The following is an 18,774-nucleotide window of genomic DNA, read 5'->3' as shown; positions in this document are numbered from 1 at the left end:
AGGCGGTTGGACAGGCGAGCCTCGCCCGCCACGCCTGCATCCGTTCTTCCGGCGTGGCGGGCTCGGGCGCCGGGTCGAGCGCCCGCGCCTCCACCGCCACGCGCTCCTGCGCCTCGGGCGCCTGGGTCAGCAGCCAGCAGGCCCAGAACAGGGTGAGCGCTGTCGTCTCGTGCCCCGCCATGATCAGCGTGGCGACCTGATCGCGCAGTTGCGTTGGTGTGAAGCCGGCCCCGGTCTCCGGGTCTCTGGCCTGCTCCAGCAGGTCGAAAAGGTCACGCGGCCCCTCGGCATGACCTGCCCGTCGCCGTTCGGCGATGATGCCGTCGATCAGCGCCATCCATTTCAGCCGGAAGCGCCGGCGCAGCAGGTCCCAGATGTTCGGCAGCCAGAGCGGAAAGAGGAAATCGCTCGGGTGCGGGCGGGCGAGGCGACGGTTGTAGCGGACCATCATGCCTCGCAAGGCCGGGCCGAAGCGCTCCGTCTCCAGCGAGAACATCGAGCGCCCGGCAATGTCCAGGGCGAGCGCCTGCATGAAGCCAAGAAGGTCGATCCCCGCGCCGGCGGCGGCCATGCCGCCCAACCGGTTGAGCGCCGCACCGGTGGCAACGGCGACGTGGCGGGCCAGCATCGGCAGGGTGCGCAGGGTGAAGGCCGGCGCCAGCGTGCGCCGCTGGCGCCGCCACACTTCGCCGCGGGCAAGCAGCACGCCATCGCCGACGATCGGGCGCAGGATGCGGATGCTGGCTGGTGTGCGGACGTAGTTGGCGTCGTTGTCCACAAGAACGCGCCGGATGGCCGAGGCGTCGTTCAGGAGGTAACTCGCCCGCCCAAGCAGACGGCGCTCCAGGATTGCGTCCTCGTAGGCCCGCCTCGGCCACGCCGCCAGGGCGTTGGTCCGGAACGCCGCAAGCAGGGTGCGCACCGGCAGTTCCTCGCGCGGCGGCTCGGGAACCGGCGGCACGGTCAGCGGGCGGGGGCTCGTCAGGGTCGACATGGCTGCCAGCATCCTCGGCGCGGCCGTATGAGAGGAAGATGTGTCGCTCCTTGACCTGACAACAGTGGAGCGACGGCGCCCCGGATCGGTGGACGGTTCAGGGCAGGCGATCCGAGCCCGACCGAATCTTGGTCTTGGCCACCTCTTCGATCAGGGCGGCGGCCCGCCGCCCGCACCCCCGTCGGGATGTGTCCGCCGGGCACGTCAACGTGCAGGCATGACCCGCCAGCCGGCCGGGCATTCCGGCACGTAAGGATAGTAGCCCGGCGGATTCGGGCAGTAATAGTAGGACGGCCCCGGTGGTGGCGGCGCCATCGGCGGCAGGTATGGATCGGGGTACGGGTAGACCGGCTGCGGATAGTAGTACCAGACGCCTCCAACGATCCACCACCAGCCCCGACGCCCGTCGTGGGGGCCGTGGTACCAGCGTCCATCTCGCCAGCGGTCGAAGTCGTGCTCGCGGAACCGGCCGATGTCGTGGTCGCGGAAGCGCTCGCCGCGGCGGTGATCCTCCCACCGCCGCTCGTCGCCCCTGTGGTCGCCCCGGTGATCCCCCCGATGGTCGCGCCAGTCCTGGGCGTGGGCCGGGAGGGCCGCGAGCATGGCCGCCGCAAACGCGAGACCTAGCCGGAGATTCGGTTCCATAGGTCCTCTCCCTTCGTCCGCGTCAGCGGTGGTGGCGGTATCCCCAGCCGCGGTGCCCGCCGCCCCAGCCCCAGCCGCTGTACACGCCGACGACCGGCGCCGGGGCGACCACGACCGGCGCCGATGCCACGGGATAGGGTTCGTAGACCGCGCACCCGGCCAGGGTGAGCGAGGCGAGGACAACGACGATGGCGGTCTTGGCGAGTTTCATGGGAGTGTCTCCGTCGGCGCGACACCGGCCGCGCACATCGACCAACGTTCCATGTGGCAGGCTATTCCACTCGCCGGAACTGGAAAATTGTAACGGTCGGTAACGGTTGCCGTCAGGCGGCGGTGTTTCGCCGCCGCTCAGCGGATCTCCACGCGGTAGGTGAAGCCGTCGGCACGGCCGCGGCTGCGGCGCCATTCCAGCGCGCTGCCGTCGTGGGCGAAGGCGGTGCGCTCGATGGAGACGATGGGTGTGCCGGTCCGGCAGCGCAACAGCCGCGCCACCACCGCGTCGGCCGCGCCGACCGTCAGCAGTTCCTCCGCGCGGGCGACCACTTGGCCGCAGGCCTGTTCATAGACTGGGTAGAGCAGTGGCCCCAACTCCTCCACCGGGATGTCCAGGAAGGCGCTGAAGCGGTCGTGCGGCAGCACGATGTCCTCGGCCAGGAACGGCTCGTCGCCCCAGAAGCGCAGGCGCTGCAGGCGAATCACGGGCGCGTCGGCGGGCAGTCCCAGCGCCGCTTCGGGCGCCTCGCCGGCCGTGGTCACCTCGCGCCGCAGGATGCGGCTGGCCGGGATGCCGGACCCGGTGTCGCCGGCGTGACGGAAGAAGCGGAACAGCGATTTGTCGAACTGCGCCCGGCGCACGAAGGTGCCGCTGCCGTGCCGGCGTTCCAGCAGCCCCTCGTCGACCAGCTGCTGCAAGGCCTTGCGCATGGTGCCCACCGACACGCCGTAGGCGGAGGCGAGCGCGCTTTCCGCCGGCAATGCCTCGCCGGGCGGCCAGGCGCCCCCGGCGATGTGGCGGGTCAGAACGTCACGCAGCCGGGCGTACAGCGGCAGGCGGTGGTCGGTCTGGTCGAGATCGGCGGGGGAGATGGCGGGGATGGACGGCATCGGCGCAGTATGCGCGGCCCTCGGCTGCATGACCAGTCCTGTGAAGGAGAGCAGGGCCGCCCCGCCGGGGACGAGACGGGGCGGCCCGGCTTCAGACGGCGCTGGCCTCGCCGGTCACGCCGTCGGCGGTGCGCGATGCGCCGGTGTCGGCGACCAGGACGGTGCCTTTGGTCTCCGGCAGCAGCAGCGCCGCGGTGATGACGATCAGGTAGGCGATGCCGGCGAAGATGCCGATGGCGTAGCCGAGCGTCAGCGTGGCGCTGAGATGGCCGACGAACACCGGGAACAGCGACGACAGGATGCGCCCGAAGTTGTAGCAGAACCCCTGCCCGGCGCCGCGGACCGAGGTCGGGAACAGCTCGGCGAAGAAGGAGCCCATGCCGGCGGGGATGCCCGAAGCGAAAAAGCCCAGCGGCAGCCCGAGGAACAGCATCGCCGTGTTGGAGATCGGCAGGAACAGGTAAACGCTCAGGGACGCGATGCAGCAGGCGGCGAACAGCAGGAAATTGCGCCGCCGGCCGATGCGGTCGGCCATGTAGCCGCTGGCGACGTAGCCGAAGAACGAACCGACGATGATCACCATCAGGTAGCCGCCGGTGTTGAGCACCGACAGCTGCCGCTCGGTCTTCAGATAGGTGGGCAGGAAGGTCATCAGCGCATAGTAGCCGCCGTGCGAACCGAGGCCGAGCAGCGCACCGAGCATCGTGTTGCGCAGCAGATCCGGGCGGAAGATGCCGAGGAAGGATCCCGGCGTGGCGGCCCGCCTGGTCTCGGCGTAGACGGCGGGCTCCTCGACCTCGCGGCGGATGAAGATGGTCAGCAGCGCCGGCAGGATGCCGATGAAGAACAGGTAGCGCCAGGCGTCGGCCTCCGGGAAGATCGAGAACAGCGCGGTGTAGAGCAGCACGGCGATGCCCCAGCCGACCGCCCAGCCCGACTGCACGCCGCCCAGGGCCTTGCCGCGGTGCTCGCTGCGGATCGCCTCCGACATCAGCACCGCGCCGGCCGCCCACTCGCCGCCGAAGCCGAAGCCCTGGAGCACGCGGGCGAGCATCAGCTGCTCGAAGCTGTTGGTGAGCGCGATCGCCAGGGTGAACACCGAGAACCACAGGATGGTCGCCTGCAGCACGCGCACGCGGCCGAACCGGTCCGACGCCCAGCCGGCGATCCAGCCGCCGAGCGCCGAGGCGACCAGCGTCGCCGCCGTCAGCCAGCCGGCGTCCGCCTTGCTGATGTGCCACAGCGTCAGCAGGGTGGGGATGGCGAGGCTGAACATCTGCGCGTCCATGGCGTCCAGGGTCCAGCCGCCGAAGCAGCCCCAGAACGCCTTGCGCTCCTTGGGTGTGATCTCGAAGAACCAGCGGAACATCGTTTTCTCCCTAGCCGCTTCCGGCGCTGTTGTCGCGCGCCTCGCGGGCCGGAGGCGCTCCCCCGGTCCCATAGCGGCCATGGTGCACATCAAAACACAACTTGTCTAGTCATATATAGGAGTGTAGTTTTGGTTCGCGGACGACGGGCCCGGCGGCAGGGGAAGTTTGGATGGACATGGCGAACACGGGCACGGTGACCGGCGTGGACAGCCACGCGCATGTGTTCCGGCGCGGCCTGCCGCTGGCCGGGGTGCGGCGCTATGCGCCGGTCTATGACGCCACGCCGGAGGAGTACCTGAACCACCTCGACGCTGCCGGCCTGTCGCATGGCGTGCTGGTGCAGCCGAGCTTCCTCGGCACCGACAACAGTTACCTGCTGGCGGCGCTGCGCCGCTGGCCGCGGCGGCTGCGCGGCATCGCGGTGCTCGACCCCGGTGCGCCGCCGGCGCGGCTTCGCGGGTTGAACGACGCCGGCGTGGTCGGCGTGCGGCTCAACCTGATCGGTCGGCCGGACCCCGCGTTGACCCTCGATCCCTGGCCGCTGTTCCTGACCCGCATCGCGGACCTCGGCTGGCAGGTGGAGGTGCAGGCGGAGGCGCGGCGGTTGCCGGGGCTGGCGGCCGGGCTGCTGCGCGCCGGGGTCGGCGTGGTGCTCGACCATTTCGGCCGGCCCGACCCGGCGTTGGGCGTCGACGACCCTGGATTCCGCGGCGTGCTGGATCTTGGCCGCAGCGGGCGGGTGTGGGTGAAGCTGTCGGGCGCCTATCGCTGCGGTGGCGCCGGAACGGCACGGGCGGCGCTGCCGCAGCTCAAGCGATACTTCGGGGTGGAGCGCCTGCTGTGGGGCAGCGACTGGCCGCACACGCAGTTCGAGGGCGAGACCTGCCACGCCGAGGCGCGCGCCCGGCTGGACGACTGGCTGCCCGACGCGGCCGAGCGCGCGGCGGTGCTGGTGGACACGCCGCGCGCGCTGTTCCGCTTCGGTGAAGACCCCGCGGCTCGCCACCCTGCGAACGCTCCCCGACCGGATTGCGGCGCTGGGCGCCGACGAGACCGGTGTCTTCGCTAGGCGGATCGGACAGATCCAGGCGAAACGCGCGGTCGACGGCGAATTGGGCCGCACCACCAGGCTGTCCAACAGCATGCTGTCGGAAACCCGGGACCGATCATTGCGACGCGGCTGTGCGGAACCGTCAGGGAGTCTGTTGGTCCAAGGGTCCCGCCGCCCGTGCTGTCGGCAGCAGAACCCGCTGATAGAAATAGCCGATGCCGACCAGGCTCACCCCGAGCCCGAGGAAGGAGGCGACGCGGTACAGCCCCTTCAGATCCTCCATGTCGCTGAGGAAAACCTTGGCGACCACCGCCAGCACCAGCACCAACGCGGCATGCCGCATCCAGTCCCAGCCGAAACGCAGGGCCACCACCAGAAGCAGCACGGCGAACAGCAGGAAGCCGGCCGAATAGCTGTACCATTCGGCGTTCGACATGCCGTACCCGGACAGCACCGGCCCCTGGAACGTCCGCCGGATCTCCAGGGCCAGATTGAGCGCGATCAGGGCGGCGGGCAGCAGCGGCGCGGTCTGCCGCAGACGCCGGAAGCGCGGCGGATCCAGCCGGAGATAGACCAGCCCCAGCACGGCCGGTGCGCCGTAGGCCAGCAGCAGGCGGTTCACCACCGGCCAGGTCCCGACCGATTCGTCGGTCCACAGCGGGTTCAGGTACAGCATGTGCAGGGCGACGACGTGCGCCGCCGCCAGAACCGCCAGGGCGCGCCGGCCCCAGACCGCCACCGGGCGCCCGTTCCAGCGCCGGTCGAAGGCCAGCAGGACCGCCAGCCCGAGCCACGCCAGCGTGTGAAGGGCGGCCTCCGCCAGGGTCGAGGGCGCTTCCTGCAGGCTCCCGGCCATCCAATGGTGGATGGCGAGCGACGCCAGCATGGTGGTGAAGATCAGCCCGCCGGCCTCCAGCACCATGACCACGACGTCGTCGCCCCGCCCGTCCGGCGCGCCGCGCATCCACCGCGCGGCGATCAGGAAGCTGAGCGCCGGCAGGCCGTATCCGTAGAAGATCCAGGCGGCGCCCTCGTACTCCAGCACGATCGGGTTGAAGGCCAGCCGGACCAGCACGGCCGCAGCCACCAGCAAGGCCACGCCGCGCAGCTCGCGCAGGGCCAGCTGGCGCTCGAGCCACGCCAGCACCGGCACCTGCAGGGCCAGCGCCACCGTCAGCCACGCGTCGCGCAGGGTCATGGTCGCGCCCAGCGAGATGGCGCCCACGGCGCCCGCCGCGAAGGCGGCCATGCCCAGCGCGGCGCCCGGCCGGTGGCGATGCCGCGCCAGCGGGGTCGTGGCGCCGACCAGCAGGGCCGCCAGCCCGAGCGCCGCCGCCGGCCACGCGATAACGGTGGTGGGCGGATCGACCAGCGCGTAGGCCAGCGCCAGCAACGTCAGCGGCACCAGCGCCGACAGCGACGACCACAGGGCGATCCGCCGCGCGCCCCAAAGCGCGGCGAAGCCGCCGGTCCCGAACAGCGCGGCGAAGCCGCCGATCGTCCACAGGAAGCGCCCGATCTCGCCCGGGAGTCCATCGACCGTGGCCAGGACCAGCGGTTGCCCCTCGGCGTTGGTGGCGGGCGGCGCATCCGGGATGGTGGGCAGGTCCCAGGGCGCGAGCGCCGCCAGGACGACGAAGGCGGCGGTCCAGCCGATGCCGGCCAGCCGCTCGATCCGCCGCCCGGCCACCAGCATGAGCAGCGCGAACAGCCCCAGCGCGGCAAGCGACACGCTGCCATGCCCGTCGGTCCAGGTCAGCCCGGCGGTCAGGGCTCCCAGCACCGGCATGGCCGTCACCGCCAGCCGGTCGATGGGCGGACGGCGGCGGGGCAGCGCCCAGGCCGGCAGGACCGCCCGCCATCCGCCGGCCGGTGGCGCCGGCTCGCCGTCCGCGTCGCTCCATGGCGCGGACATCGCCGGCAGCAGGAACAGCGCGGCGGTCAGCAGCAGATAGAGGCCGACCGGCAGCGCGTCGCCGTCCCGCCACACGAACGCGAACCACGCCAGCGGCCAGAACGCCGCGCCGGCCAGCGCCCCCCAGCCGAGCCAGCGCCACCCGCGCCAGCGGACCACGGCCATGGCGGCGGCCGACAGGGCCAGCAGATAGGGGAACAGCCCCCAGGCCATCGGATCGCCCGTCTCCACCAGCAGCGGCGTGGTGAAGCCGGCGAGCAGGCCGAGCGCGGCGATGAACGGTCCCTGCAGCAGCGACAGCCCCATGCCAAGCAGCGACAGCGCCGCCAGCAGCGTGAAGGCGACCAGCGGCGGGATGAGGTCGAACAGCGCGAAGCCGCCGTAGACGCTGGCGAAGGCGGCGAACAGCCCCGCCGCGGTCAAGGCCGGCGGGACGTAGTCGGGGCGCATCGCGGCGATGGCGCGCTGATCCGGCCGGCGCCGCAGCCATTCGCCGCCGATCACCAGCCCGGCCCCGGCCAGCAGCCCCAGCGCGACCCGGACGGACGGCCCGAGCCAGCCCTGCTCGACCGACAGCTTGATGAAGAAGGCGGCGGCCAGCGCCATGGTGGCGCCGCCCAGCCAGATCAGCCAGCGGGAGGCCAGCGCATCCTCCAGGTCGCGCCAGCGCGAGCGGCCCGGCCCGGGTGTCGGCTCCGGTGCCGGTTCGGCGGGCACCTCGTCGGGGACGGCGAGGGCGGGTTCCGGCTCCGGTTCGGCGACCGCTGGGCCGACGGGCGCGGAGACCGCGTCAGGGCTCGGCTGTTCGCCGGCCGACAGGCGGGCCAGGGCCTGCCGCAGCTCAGCGATCTCACGCGCCTGCCGCTTCAGGCGTTTGTCGAGGCGGTGATAGACGACGCCGATCACCAGAACCAACAACAGGGTTTCCATCGCGCCGCCCTTACCACCGGTTCGATGCGGCACGCAGGATAGCGCCTGCAACCGGCCGGTGTCTCGCTCACCGTCCGGCGACCTCGGAAGTCCGGCCCGGCAGACCGGCCGGATGATGGCTGGAGAAAGCCCCTCGCCGTTCCTGCCGGGCTGCCGCGCGTTTGGCGATCGCCGACCGGTGCGGTTCATCGGCCTATGCATCGGGCGTCTTGGCAATCGCCGACCAATGCCCGATTCGCCCCGTTTTCCCCGTCCCGCCTTGGCGATCGCCGGCCGGAGGCTTGGCGATCACCGACCGCGACTCGCGGTCTTCCCCAGGCAATCGCCGACCAAGCAAATAGACTCCAGCAAATAGGCTCTCAAATAGCCTGGTCGGCGACTGCCAAATGGACTCCCGGACGCCGTGCATGATGGAGTGCGCACCGATGGAGGACCCCATGGGTGATGTGCACCAACTCGTCATCGCGCACGGCCGGCAGGAAGCGCGCAACCTTGTCGACCCCAAGCGCGCCAGCGTCGTCGACGTCGCGGCGGCCGTGCTCGAGGAGGAGTCCAACGCGCTCGGCATCACCTATTCCGGCTTCTGTCTGACCAGCCTGCCGCACCGGCGTCTGGCGGCGGACGCCGAATGGCGGCGCGACCAGGGGCGGGTCACGCTGCTCGTCGAGCCGGGCAAGGAGCGCCGGCGCGACGGCAGCTTCGCCCACGTCGGCGTGCCGTACGGCGCCAAGGCGCGGCTCATCCTGCTCTACCTGCAGACCCGCGCCATCCAGGACAACAGCCGCGAGATCGAACTCGGCCGCTCGATGAATGCGTGGCTCGACCGCATGGGCGTCTCGGCCGGCGGCTCGACCTACAAGGCGGTGCAGGAGCAGGCGATGCGCATCAACCTGTGCCGGCTGACCTTCTTCTGGGACAAGAACGGCGCCGAGGGCTTCGCCAAGGAGAACATCGTCAACGGCGGCATCCGCCTGCGCGACGACGACGGGCAGGGAACGCTGTGGCGCGAGACGGTGCAGCTGTCGGAGACCTTCTTCACCGCGCTGAAGCGCTCTCCGGTACCGATCTGGGAGCCGGCGATCCGCCACATCGGCGGCTGCTCCATGGCCATCGACGTCTATGTCTGGCTCGCCTACCGGCTGCACGTGCTGAAGGAGCGGACGCCGGTGACCTGGGCGGCGCTGTTCAACCAGTTCGGTGGCGGCTACAAGGCGCTGAAGCACTTCAAGCCGGAGTTCCGCGAGGCGCTCGACCTCGCGCTCGCCGTGTACGAGCCGGCCCGCGTCGAGGTGGGCGAGGCCGGCGTGCTGCTGCACCCGTCCCCGCCGCCGATTCCCGAGCGGATGATCGCGAGTCGGTGATTGCCAAACCGGGGGAGTCGGCGATTGCCAAGCCAGCCGGGCGGGCGGGATGCGTCGGCGATTGCCAAGCCGTGCGGCCGGATCCGCCGCCCCGCCGGATGTGCCGATCCTTTGCGCGTCCGCATCCCCCGTTGGCTTGGCAATCACCGACCGTTGCCGGGTCTCCTCACCGCTTCGCCGGTTGCGGGTTGATGACGCACCATGCGTCGGTGACCGCCTTCACGAGGTCGCCGTCGCTCATCCGCATCAGCGCCTCGACCTGGCCGCGCGCCGACTCGCAGAAATCCTCGGCGTCGATCCCGTAGGACATCCGGCCTTCGCGGCGCGCGATGTCCGAGGCCGCCTCCGTGCGCCACCGGTCGAACCGGCCGAGACCGCGCTTGGCGATGATGTCCTTCTCCCAGCCGCTGATGCGCGTCCGGTGGTGCTCCGTCAGGGCGGCGTAGGCGCGCATCGCGGCGCTCTGCCGGGCGTCCATCGCCTGACGGCCGGTGTCCCCCTTTGGTGCTTCGAGACGGCCGGTCGGCCGCCCGGCCGCCCGGTCCTCCTCGACCGTCTTGCACATGAGCGCGCGCACCATGACCTGCGTGTGCACGCGCAGGCCGGCCTCGGCGACCGCCAGCGGCTGCGGCTTCGGGCAGGCACCCGCGCCCTGCGCGGCGGCGGGGCCGCCAAGGCCTGCGAGGAGCACGCCCACCATGCCGCCGAGGATGGCCTTTCGCCGGTCACGCATGATCTATCACTCCACCGGCTCGGGCCGCCGCACCAGGGAGGCGGCCTTCAGCAGCACCTCGGGGCCGGCGCCGGGGCGGTGGGCGTTCTCGCTGAGGTGGCGGCGCCAGGCGCGCGCGCCGGGAAGGCCCTGGAACAGGCCCAGCATGTGCCGGGTGATCATGGCCAGGGAGACGCCCCGCGACAGCCGCTCCTCGACGTAGGGGATCATCGCCTCGATCACCGCGTGCCGGCCGGGGCCGGGGGTGCCGCCGAGGAAGCGGCGGTCGACGTCGGCCAGCAGGTAAGGATTCTCGTAGGCGGCGCGGCCGATCATGACGCTGTCCACCCGGGTCAGGTGCTCCGCCGCCGCGTCCAGCGAGGGCACGCCGCCGTTGATGGCGATGGTCAGGTGCGGATACGTCTGCTTCAGCCGGTAGACGAGGTCGTAGCGCAGCGGCGGGATGTCGCGGTTCTCCTTGGGGCTGAGGCCCTGCAGCCATGCCTTGCGGGCGTGCACGATGAAGTGCGTGCAGCCGGCCGCCGCCACGGTGCGGACGAAGCCCTCCAGGGTCGGCCATTCCTCCATCGCGTCGATGGCGATGCGGGACTTGACGGTCACCGGGATCGACACCGCCGAGCGCATCGCGCCGACGATCCGCGCCACCAGCTCCGGCTCCGCCATCAGGCAGGCGCCGAAGCGCCCGGACTGCACCCGGTCGCTCGGGCAGCCGACGTTCAGGTTGACCTCGCCGTAGCCCCACTCCTCGGCGATGCGGGCGCAGGCGGCGAGTTCGGCAGGATCGGATCCGCCGAGCTGCAGGGCCACCGGATGCTCCGCCGCGTCGAAGCCGAGCAGCCGGTCGCGCGGCCCGTGCAGCACGGCGCCGGAGGTCACCATCTCGGTGTAGAGCAGCGTGCCCTTGGACAGCAGGCGGTGGAAGTACCGGCAGTGCCGGTCCGTCCAGTCCATCATCGGGGCGACGCTGACGGGTATGGGGTTCATGCGCTCACGACACGTCTATCCGGCTCCAGGCGCCTCATCTGGCCGATTGTGGCGGCGAAGGCAAGGCGTCTTGCGGTGACGGCCGCTGCGGCGGCCCGGCGAAGGTGCTGCCGGACGGGCGCTCAGTGGGCCTTGGAGCCGCTGCGGGCACCCTGTGGCCGGTCCTTGCTGGCCGACAGGAGGTCGCGTGCCGTTTCCGACACCGCGCCGACCGCGGCTTCCGCCATGTCGCGCATCAGGCCGGCGGCGCCGCTGCCCGCCTGCGCAGCGGTATGCCCGGCGCCGGTGGCGGCGTCCGCGGCGGCGTTGCGCACCGGGCGGCTGGTCCCGGCCAGCACGCCGGCCATCGCGGTCAGGGCGGCGGCGGCCACCTCGCGGCCGGTGGGCGTCTCCAGGAAGGCGGTCAGCGACCGGCCCGACCTGCGCACCGCCTTGGGAATCTTCATCCCGGCGATCTTCTTGGGAATCTTGAAGGACTTGGCCATGGCTCTCCGCTCCACCCGTTGTCTTCCAGCCAACAGCGTGCGGCGGCGGGCGTTGCGGCTACGCCGCCCTGGTGCCGGTGCCGATTGCCTGGGTATGCTGCACTCCGCAGCGAGACGGATCGACGGGGAAGACGCCGATGGGTGCCGAGGAGATACACGAGACGATCCACGAGGTGGCGGGCGAGGACGCCGAGGCCAAGGCGCCGAACCGGAAGGGCATGGCCGTCTACATCTCCTTCCTTGCCGCTGTCCTCGCCATCGCCAGTCTCGGCGGCTCCAACGCCGCCAAGCAGATGGTCAATTCCAACATCCAGGCCAGCGACACCTTCGCCTTCTACCAGGGCAAGGCGGTGCGCCAGACCGAGTACCAGCTCGCCGCCCGCACGCTGGAACTGTCCGTGCTCTCCCGCGCCGACCTGACGCCGGAGCAGCGCGCCGACGTCGAGCGCGAGATCGCCGGCTACCGCGCCACCGCGACGCGCTACGAGAGCGACCCGAAGACCGGCGAGGGCAAGAAGGAGTTGCTGGCCAAGGCCCGTGCCTTCGAGGTCGACCGCGACCTTGCCGCCAAGCAGGATCCTTACTTCGACGCCGCCGAGGCGCTGCTGCAGCTCGCCATCGTGCTAGCCTCGGTGGCGACGGTGATCGAGGTCGGCGGGCTGGTGTGGCTGAGCGTGGCGTGCGCCCTCACCGGGGTTCTCGCCACCATCAACGGGTACACGCTGCTGGTCGACCTGCCGTTCCTGTGAGGCCGGCGCCTCCCCATATGGAGGCAAGCCCACAACCGGAGCCCCCGCCATGGCCATCACGCCCGACCGCATCACCACCATCGACCACGTTCCCGGCACGCAGACGGTCCAGTCGCTGGGCGTTGTCGTCGGCGAGGCGGTGATCGGCAGCAACATCGTCCGCGACTTCCTGTCCGGCATCACCGACGTGCTCGGCGGCCGTTCCGGCGCGGTGCAGAAGAGCTTCCGCGCCGCCCGCAGCGCCGCCATGGAGGACATGGTCGAAGCCGCCGAGGCGCTGGGCGCCAACGCCGTGGTCGGCGTCGACCTGGACTACGAGGTGCTGGGCGAGAAGAACGGCATGGTGCTGGTCAGCATCTCCGGCACCGCGGTGCGGGTCGCCGGCTGAACGGTCACTCCGCCGCGTCCGGCAGCGGCACCGGCGCCTGCCGGACCGCCTCCTCGTGCCACAGCGCGAAATGCGCGCCCAGCGCGTCGTCCAGCGCCGGCATGATCCGGCCGCGCTCGCTGGCCAGCACGCTGCGGGCCGGCCGCCGCGCGGTCCAGCCGAGGTCCGCCGCCGGCACACCCTCGACCAGCGCCGGGTCGAGACCGGCCCGGCGCGCCGCCTCGCGGGCCAGCCCGGCCCAGGTGACCGCCCCGGCGTTGGCGAGGTGCCAGACGCCGCGCTCACCGTCGATCAGCAGGTCCAGCGCCGTGTTCACCAGATCCGGCACGTAGGTGGGAGAGACGGTCACGTCCTCTGCGGCGCGAAAGGGGCGTCCCTGGCCGAGGCAGCGCAGCGCCACGGCGATGAAGTTGTGCTCGTCCCACGGGCCGAAGAAGGCGCTGGTGCGGATCGCCAGCCCGTGCTCCAGGCCGGTGATAGCGCGCTCCGCCGCGGCCTTGCTCTTGCCGTAGACGTTGAGCGGGGCCGGCGCGTCGCTCTCCACGTAGGGCGCGCCCTTCGCCCCGTCGAACACCAGGTCGGAGGAGAAGCCGACCAGCGGGATGCCGCGCTCGGCGCAGGCCGCCGCCAGCACTGCCGGTCCGTCGGCGTTCTCGCGCCGGCAGCGCCCGGCGTCCGTCTCGGCGTCGTCGACGCGGACGTAGCCGGCGGCGTTGATCACCGCCCACGGCCGGTGCCGCACCAGCGCCGCGTGCACCGATGCGGCGTCGGCGATGTCCATCTCGCTGCGGCCGACCAGCCGGTAGGCGAGGGCGCGCCGGGCGCAGACGCGGGCGAAGGCGCGGCCGAGCGTGCCGGTGGATCCCACGATCAGCAGCCGTCGCGCTTCGCTCGGCGGCTTGCACCAGGCAGGGGCGCGGTCAGCGGGGGTGAAGGGGCAGGCGCGCACCGGCCGCCACAGGAAGCGGTCGGCGCGGTGCCAGGCGCCCGGCGCGTCGAGCACCGGGTGGTCCACCTCGGCCCCGCCCGCCATGGCGCGCACCAGGCCGGCCAGCGCCGTCGCGCGCGGCGTGGGCGAGCGCACGTCGAACGGCCCGGGCTCGTAGTAGCCGACGCAGTGCGTCAGCAGCCGGTGCCAGTCGTAGCTGCCGAGCAGTGCCCACGCCGTCACCGCCCGCACGTCGATGCCGTCGGCGGCCAGCCGGTGCGCCGCCCGCCAGATCTCGTACAGCCAGCGCAATTGCTCGTCGCGGGTGGAGCCGGTGTGCACCTCGGTCACCGCCAGCGGCAGGCGGTAGCGCTCCCAGGCCTCGCGCAGCAGCGACTCGATGCCGGCCGCCCCCTCGGCCAGCACCGACGCCGCCTCGACGTCGACGTGCCGCTCGCTGCCGTCGTGCGTCCAGGGCAGGGGGTGGTAGCGCTCGACCCGGTGGTCGAGGAAGCGCTCGCTCGACAGGTAGTGGTTGAAGCCCAGGACGTCCGGCGGGCAGGGCGCGGCGGCGAAGCGCTCCACCGCCTCCGCCAGCCCGGCGGCGCGCAGGCGCGGCCAGAAAAAGTGCGACGGTGCGACGCGCCCGGTCAGCAGGTCGAGGCCCAGCCAGCGCCGGTGGTTCTGGAACGCCGCCGCCGGAGCGGCCGGCGGAGTGGCGTGGACGCGGGTGAGGTCCTCGGTGTGGACGAAGCGCGCCGCCGGGTTGACCCGGCGGATCGCCGCCATCGCCAGCCGCATCGCCTCCACCTCGTGGACCAGCATGCGCAGGAAGCCCGCCTCGTCGCGGGCGTGCGGATACCAGTGGCCGTACAGGCCGCTGAAGCGGGCGGTGGTCAGCGGTTCGTTGATCGGCGTCCAGTCCTCCACCCACGGGTAGCGCTCGGCCGCCCGCGCCGCGAAGTCGGCCAAACCTGCGGCGAAGCCGGGATCGAGCAGGCCGGTGTGCCGCGGCCCGCTGCCGTGGTGCAGCAGGGTGACGATGGGGGCGAGGCCCAGCGCGCGCAGCCGGACCATCCGCGCGTCGGTCCACGCCCAGTCGCACACGCCGTCGGGCGCCACCCGCTCCCACAGCACGGGGTAGCGGATCCGCCGGATCCCCAGCGCGGCGAAGCGGTCCAGGTCGTCCAGCCGATGCTCGTGCCCGTTCAGCACGGTCTGGTCGACGTACGAGTCGCGGATGCGGGCGACGGTGCATTCCAGCCCGCCCCAGATTTCGATCTCCGGCATCGGCCTCTCGTGGTGATGTGACGGCACGGCGAGCGCCCCGGTTCGGCGGGCGGCCTGGAAACCGTGCTGCGGTGCGGCAGTTGCGGAGCGCGAGCGGACGTACCCTTTCGAAGGGCCGCCATGGGAGGATCGGTCCGGCGTGCCCATGTAGGCGTGACCCCGCCTCGGAGACTGCCCGTGCCACTCGAAACCGACCCGCAGCCGGACCTTGCCACGCCCGACGCCCCGCGCCGCCGCGCGCTTCTGGTGGTCAACGCCAAGGCCCGCCAGGGCCGCCGCGCGCTCGACGACGTGACGGAGGAGTGCGCGCGGGCCGGCGTGGCTTTGCAGACGGTGGATTGTCCCGACCGCGACGCCCTTGCCGGCCTCGTCCGCGCCCGTGCGCCGGAGGTGGACATGCTGATCCTCGGCGGCGGTGACGGCACGCTGAACGCGGCGGCGCCGGGGCTGGCCGACACCGGGCTGCCGCTGGCGATCCTGCCGCTCGGCACCGCCAACGACCTCGCCCGCACGCTGGGCGTTCCGCTGGACGTGCGGGCAGCGGCGCGGCTGGCGGTCAGCGGGCGGGTGCGGCGCATCGACCTGGGCGAGGTGAACGGCGTGCCGTACTTCAACGTCGCCAGCATCGGCCTGAGCGTCGAACTGGCGCGCGAGCTGACCCGCGAGATGAAGCGGCGCTGGGGCACGCTGGGCTACGCGGTGGCGGCGTTCCGCGTGGCGAAGCGGATGGCGCCGTTCCACGCCGACATCCGAATCGGCGGCGAGACGCACCGGGTGAAGTCGGTGCAGATCGGCGTCGGCAACGGCCGGCACTATGGCGGCGGCATGACGGTGGAGGAGACGGCGGCGGTGGACGACGGCCGGCTCGACGTCTACAGCATCGACCTGCGCGGCTGGTGGGAATGGCCGCTGCTCTACCCGGCGTTCCGCAAGGGCCGTCACGGCGTGTGGGAGAACGTCCATACCTGGGACTGTACGGAGGTGGAGATCGTCACCCGCCGTCCCAGGCCGGTGAACACTGACGGCGAGATCACCACGCACACCCCGGCCCGCTTCCGCGTGCGGCAGGGCGCCGTCGCGGTGGTGTGCCCTGATAGAGGGTGAGGTGGAGCGGGCTGTTGGACTCGAACCAACCTGGCCAGCCTGGAAAGCCGGTGCCCATCCTCTGGACCAAGCCCGCCTCACGGACCCGACTGTGCCGCACCCGCACGGCCCCGCCAACGCCGGCATCGGGAGTAGCCCCTTGCCGCCGGACTTCTTTGCGAATCCCTGTTCTTTTTCGCTTGAGCTTGAGGGCGCGCCCGGCTATATCGACGGCCCCGCCGCCGGAAACGGCGACCGGGGATGCGCTCGTGGCGGAACTGGTAGACGCGCTAGGTTCAGGTCCTAGTGGCTGAAAGGCCGTGGGGGTTCGACTCCCTCCGAGCGCACCAATACATCGGGACTCAGTGGGGCCATAGCTCAGCTGGGAGAGCGCTACAATGGCATTGTAGAGGTCAGGAGTTCGATCCTCCTTGGCTCCACCATCGTCCCGATCGGTTTTGGTTCTGGTTTGTTTTTTAGGTACTTGCATCGGCGGCCAAGCTTCTGTACAAGGCCGCCTCCCATACATGGGTGCGACGCACAGGTACCACGGTGCGGGCGTAGCTCAGGGGTAGAGCACAACCTTGCCAAGGTTGGGGTCGAGGGTTCGAATCCCTTCGCCCGCTCCATGTTTGGGGGATCGTCTAGCGGTAGGACAGCGGACTCTGACTCCGCCAGCCTAGGTTCGAATCCTAGTCCCCCAACCACACTTCCCCTTTCCAACAAGCGCCCTTGCGCATTCCAGGGCCGGCCGACACGGGCCAGACTGCCCGCCTTTCGGCGGGTCGTGCAGCCACAGGCCCCGCTGAAACGCGTGCGGGAAAGGGCCGTCAGTTGGATGTGCCCGGGAACCGGCCGTCTGCCCTGTTTCCCCAACACGCGTGGAAGCCGGCAGGCTGCCCATGGGGGGGCACGCGCAAGCGAAGCTTGCGCCGACGCGGCAGGCGGATCCCTCGGATCCCCCGTTGAGCGGGGGAGGGCCGGGGCGGGGGCAAGACGTCAGCCCGCGCTCCGGTGCAGCTTCACCACGTTGCCCGTGTCGTCCTCGTCCTCGCGCGCCGGGCTGGCGATGGGCAGGACCTTCTTGAGCTGGATGACGTAGCGCTCGGCGCCGTTCTCCATCACGGCGATGGCCGTCGGGCCGTTCGACCAGTGGCTCGGGACCAGATGGAACTCCTTGATCGTGGCGGTGCCGGCGGTCAGCTCCGCCACGTCCAGCACCACGTCGCCGACGCGGAAACCCAGGTAACCTTCGATCGTCATCAACACCAGACCTGTTCCGGGGCGGCGGATATCCCGCCCCACCATGGCAGACATATTGGACGCGTTCGTCCCCGCGTCGCGCGAATTTTTTGGGGCAGGCCGCGCAAAATCGGGCGGAGCCCCGTGGCCCCCGCCCGGATGCCCCGGGTTACGCCGTCCGGCGCAGCCTGGACCACATCGGTTCCGCAAAGCCCTAAGTCATTGTAAGCGTGAACGAAAAAGGCGGGCCGCAGCCCGCCTCTTTTCGAGATCCCCGTGCGGCGTCAGGCCGCCTTGCGGAACGTCGCGGCCACCTCGCGGGCCAGCCACGCCTGCCAGCCGGCGCGGTCGAAGATGGTGCTGGTGTCGGAAGGCTCGGCCACGCCGCGCTCGAACACCGCGTGTTCCAGCGTCACCAGCTTGCCGTCGCGCAGTTCCTGGGAAACATGGATGTGCCGGACCGTCATCGCCGCGCTCTCACTGTCAGTGGCTGGGAGGTACCGCCAAGGTCGTAGCGGCCCCATCCTTTGGATGGGAGTGGTCATACCACTTTCTTCAGTGCGGTGCAACATACCCGGGGATGCCGTGCGGCGTCAGGCCGCACGTGTGACCCCCAGGACACGCTCCAGCCGGTCGAAGCGGGCGTTGAAGTCGGCCTCGTCCAGCGCCTCGGTGCGGAAGCTGATGTGCAGGGAGTCGCCGTCCACCGCCATGACGCTGAACGGAAGCGGCAGCCCCAGCCCGTCGTAGTGCAGCGTGCCGCGCCCGCCCGGCGTCAGGCCGGAGACGCCGCGCACGTTGGCGCCGCAGCGCGACAGGTCGGACAGGGTGGCGTCCACCCGGCCCGACGCCGATTCGACCGTGCAGCGCGCCTCCACCTTGTGGCGCGGGTAGCGGCGGCGGTCGACCTCCGAGGTGGCGGTGCGCACGACGCGGACCAGCACGCGCTTCAACTCGTCGATGCCGGCCACCACGGTGGCGGCCATGCTGCGCATCTCGCTGGCGCGGTCGCCGGTCACCGCCGCCTCGCGCGACACCTCGCTGATGCGCTGCGCCACCTCGGTAGCGGCGGTGGCGGTCTGGTTGACGTTGCGGCTGATCTCGTGGGTGGCGGCGGCCTGCTCCTCGACCGCGGCGGCGATCATCGACGAGATGCTGTCGATCTCGGCGATGGTGCGGGCGATCTCCTGCACCGCTTCGACGGTGGCGTGCGTGCTGGTCTGGATGCTGGTGATCTGCTGCGCGATTTCCTCGGTGGCGCCGGCGGTCTGGTTGGCGAGGTTCTTCACCTCGGTGGCGACCACCGCGAAGCCCTTGCCCGCCTCGCCGGCGCGGGCGGCTTCGATGGTGGCGTTGAGCGCCAGCAGGTTGGTCTGCGCGGCGATGGACTGGATCAGGGTCGCCACCTCGCCGATGCGGTCGACGGCGGTGGACAGCGAGCGGATGGTCTCCTGCGTGCCGGCGCTGGTGGTGACGGCGTGGCGGGTGATGCTGCTGGCCTGGCTGACCTGCCCGCCGATCT

The 18,774-nt window shown here is 71.5% G+C and carries 18 protein-coding genes and 5 tRNA genes; 9 read left to right on the top strand and 14 right to left on the bottom strand.

Annotated elements, in window-relative coordinates; translation table 11 throughout:
• From TSO221_RS31075 to TSO221_RS31055, 5 genes are all read right to left on the bottom strand, one after another.
• Positions 1–994, bottom strand: a 994-nt coding sequence (locus TSO221_RS31075; protein ID WP_109122369.1) for a cytochrome P450, incomplete at its 3' end; no start/stop codon positions are given.
• Positions 995–1,198: 204 nt separating this feature from the next.
• A complete protein-coding gene (locus tag TSO221_RS31070; RefSeq protein WP_199229703.1) occupies positions 1,199–1,597 on the bottom strand; it encodes a hypothetical protein in 399 nt (132 codons plus the stop codon).
• A 64-nt stretch (positions 1,598–1,661) separates the two neighbouring features.
• Positions 1,662–1,850 (bottom strand): hypothetical protein, encoded by a 189-nt coding sequence (locus TSO221_RS31065; RefSeq protein WP_109122368.1) that lies wholly within the window; start codon positions 1,848–1,850, stop codon positions 1,662–1,664.
• A 137-nt stretch (positions 1,851–1,987) separates the two neighbouring features.
• Complete coding sequence (locus TSO221_RS31060; protein ID WP_109122367.1) at positions 1,988–2,743, bottom strand: GntR family transcriptional regulator; 756 nt, start codon at positions 2,741–2,743, stop codon at positions 1,988–1,990.
• Between the two features lie 91 nt (positions 2,744–2,834).
• A complete protein-coding gene (locus TSO221_RS31055) occupies positions 2,835–4,112 on the bottom strand; it encodes an MFS transporter (protein WP_109122366.1) in 1,278 nt (425 codons plus the stop codon).
• Between the two features lie 170 nt (positions 4,113–4,282).
• Between TSO221_RS31055 and TSO221_RS31050 the strand changes: the two genes are divergently transcribed.
• A complete protein-coding gene (locus TSO221_RS31050) occupies positions 4,283–5,182 on the top strand; it encodes an amidohydrolase family protein (RefSeq protein WP_109122365.1) in 900 nt (299 codons plus the stop codon).
• A 124-nt stretch (positions 5,183–5,306) separates the two neighbouring features.
• On the opposite strand, the gene TSO221_RS31045 is transcribed toward TSO221_RS31050, so the two are convergent.
• A complete protein-coding gene (locus TSO221_RS31045; protein ID WP_109122364.1) occupies positions 5,307–8,009 on the bottom strand; it encodes a DUF2339 domain-containing protein in 2,703 nt (900 codons plus the stop codon).
• A gap of 437 nt (positions 8,010–8,446) precedes the next feature.
• On the opposite strand from TSO221_RS31045, the gene TSO221_RS31040 reads away from it, so the two are divergent.
• A complete protein-coding gene (locus TSO221_RS31040; RefSeq protein WP_109122363.1) occupies positions 8,447–9,370 on the top strand; it encodes a replication protein RepA in 924 nt (307 codons plus the stop codon).
• A 166-nt stretch (positions 9,371–9,536) separates the two neighbouring features.
• Here TSO221_RS31040 and TSO221_RS31035 read toward each other — a convergent pair whose 3' ends face one another.
• The 3 genes from TSO221_RS31035 to TSO221_RS31025 form a co-directional block, all read right to left on the bottom strand.
• A complete protein-coding gene (locus tag TSO221_RS31035; protein ID WP_109122362.1) occupies positions 9,537–10,103 on the bottom strand; it encodes a hypothetical protein in 567 nt (188 codons plus the stop codon).
• Between the two features lie 6 nt (positions 10,104–10,109).
• Positions 10,110–11,087 (bottom strand): tRNA dihydrouridine(20/20a) synthase DusA, encoded by a 978-nt coding sequence (gene dusA / locus TSO221_RS31030; protein WP_109122361.1) that lies wholly within the window; start codon positions 11,085–11,087, stop codon positions 10,110–10,112.
• 122 nt (positions 11,088–11,209) lie between these two features.
• Positions 11,210–11,572: a hypothetical protein gene (locus TSO221_RS31025; RefSeq protein ID WP_109122360.1), complete on the bottom strand. Its 363-nt coding sequence runs from the start codon at positions 11,570–11,572 to the stop codon at positions 11,210–11,212.
• 137 nt (positions 11,573–11,709) lie between these two features.
• Here TSO221_RS31025 and TSO221_RS31020 point away from each other — a divergent pair, with 137 nt between their 5' ends.
• Positions 11,710–12,321, top strand: coding sequence for a DUF4337 domain-containing protein (locus TSO221_RS31020; protein WP_109122359.1), 612 nt, complete (start codon positions 11,710–11,712; stop codon positions 12,319–12,321).
• Positions 12,322–12,370: 49 nt separating this feature from the next.
• On the top strand, positions 12,371–12,709 hold the full coding sequence (locus tag TSO221_RS31015) for a heavy metal-binding domain-containing protein (RefSeq protein ID WP_109122358.1): 339 nt from the start codon (positions 12,371–12,373) through the stop codon (positions 12,707–12,709).
• Positions 12,710–12,713: 4 nt separating this feature from the next.
• On the opposite strand, the gene TSO221_RS31010 is transcribed toward TSO221_RS31015, so the two are convergent.
• Positions 12,714–14,927 (bottom strand): family 1 glycosylhydrolase, encoded by a 2,214-nt coding sequence (locus TSO221_RS31010; protein ID WP_109122357.1) that lies wholly within the window; start codon positions 14,925–14,927, stop codon positions 12,714–12,716.
• Between the two features lie 177 nt (positions 14,928–15,104).
• Here TSO221_RS31010 and TSO221_RS31005 point away from each other — a divergent pair, with 177 nt between their 5' ends.
• Positions 15,105–16,031, top strand: a complete 927-nt coding sequence (locus TSO221_RS31005) for a lipid kinase (protein ID WP_247878349.1) — start codon at positions 15,105–15,107, stop codon at positions 16,029–16,031.
• 2 nt (positions 16,032–16,033) lie between these two features.
• On the opposite strand, the gene TSO221_RS31000 is transcribed toward TSO221_RS31005, so the two are convergent.
• Positions 16,034–16,107: transfer RNA gene (locus TSO221_RS31000), tRNA-Gly, on the bottom strand.
• Between the two features lie 166 nt (positions 16,108–16,273).
• Here TSO221_RS31000 and TSO221_RS30995 point away from each other — a divergent pair.
• The 4 genes from TSO221_RS30995 to TSO221_RS30980 all read left to right on the top strand — a co-directional run bounded on the left by TSO221_RS30995 (position 16,274) and on the right by TSO221_RS30980 (position 16,717).
• A tRNA-Leu gene (locus TSO221_RS30995) sits at positions 16,274–16,360 on the top strand.
• 17 nt (positions 16,361–16,377) lie between these two features.
• A tRNA-Ala gene (locus TSO221_RS30990) sits at positions 16,378–16,453 on the top strand.
• Positions 16,454–16,564: 111 nt separating this feature from the next.
• Positions 16,565–16,639: transfer RNA gene (locus tag TSO221_RS30985), tRNA-Gly, on the top strand.
• A 4-nt stretch (positions 16,640–16,643) separates the two neighbouring features.
• Positions 16,644–16,717 (top strand) — tRNA-Gln (locus tag TSO221_RS30980).
• A gap of 292 nt (positions 16,718–17,009) precedes the next feature.
• On the opposite strand, the gene TSO221_RS30975 is transcribed toward TSO221_RS30980, so the two are convergent.
• The 3 genes from TSO221_RS30975 to TSO221_RS30965 form a co-directional block, all read right to left on the bottom strand.
• Positions 17,010–17,273: a hypothetical protein gene (locus TSO221_RS30975; RefSeq protein ID WP_247878348.1), complete on the bottom strand. Its 264-nt coding sequence runs from the start codon at positions 17,271–17,273 to the stop codon at positions 17,010–17,012.
• A 263-nt stretch (positions 17,274–17,536) separates the two neighbouring features.
• Complete coding sequence (locus tag TSO221_RS30970; RefSeq protein WP_109122355.1) at positions 17,537–17,719, bottom strand: hypothetical protein; 183 nt, start codon at positions 17,717–17,719, stop codon at positions 17,537–17,539.
• Positions 17,720–17,845: 126 nt separating this feature from the next.
• Positions 17,846–18,774 (bottom strand): methyl-accepting chemotaxis protein (locus TSO221_RS30965; RefSeq protein ID WP_199229702.1); only part of this gene is annotated, 929 nt, incomplete at its 5' end.

Origin of the sequence: Azospirillum sp. TSO22-1, from assembly GCF_003116015.1 — a bacterium.
Lineage (GTDB): Bacteria > Pseudomonadota > Alphaproteobacteria > Azospirillales > Azospirillaceae > Azospirillum.
The sequence above is the reverse complement of the archived record's forward strand: the minus strand, read 5'-3'. Positions and strand labels throughout refer to the sequence as shown.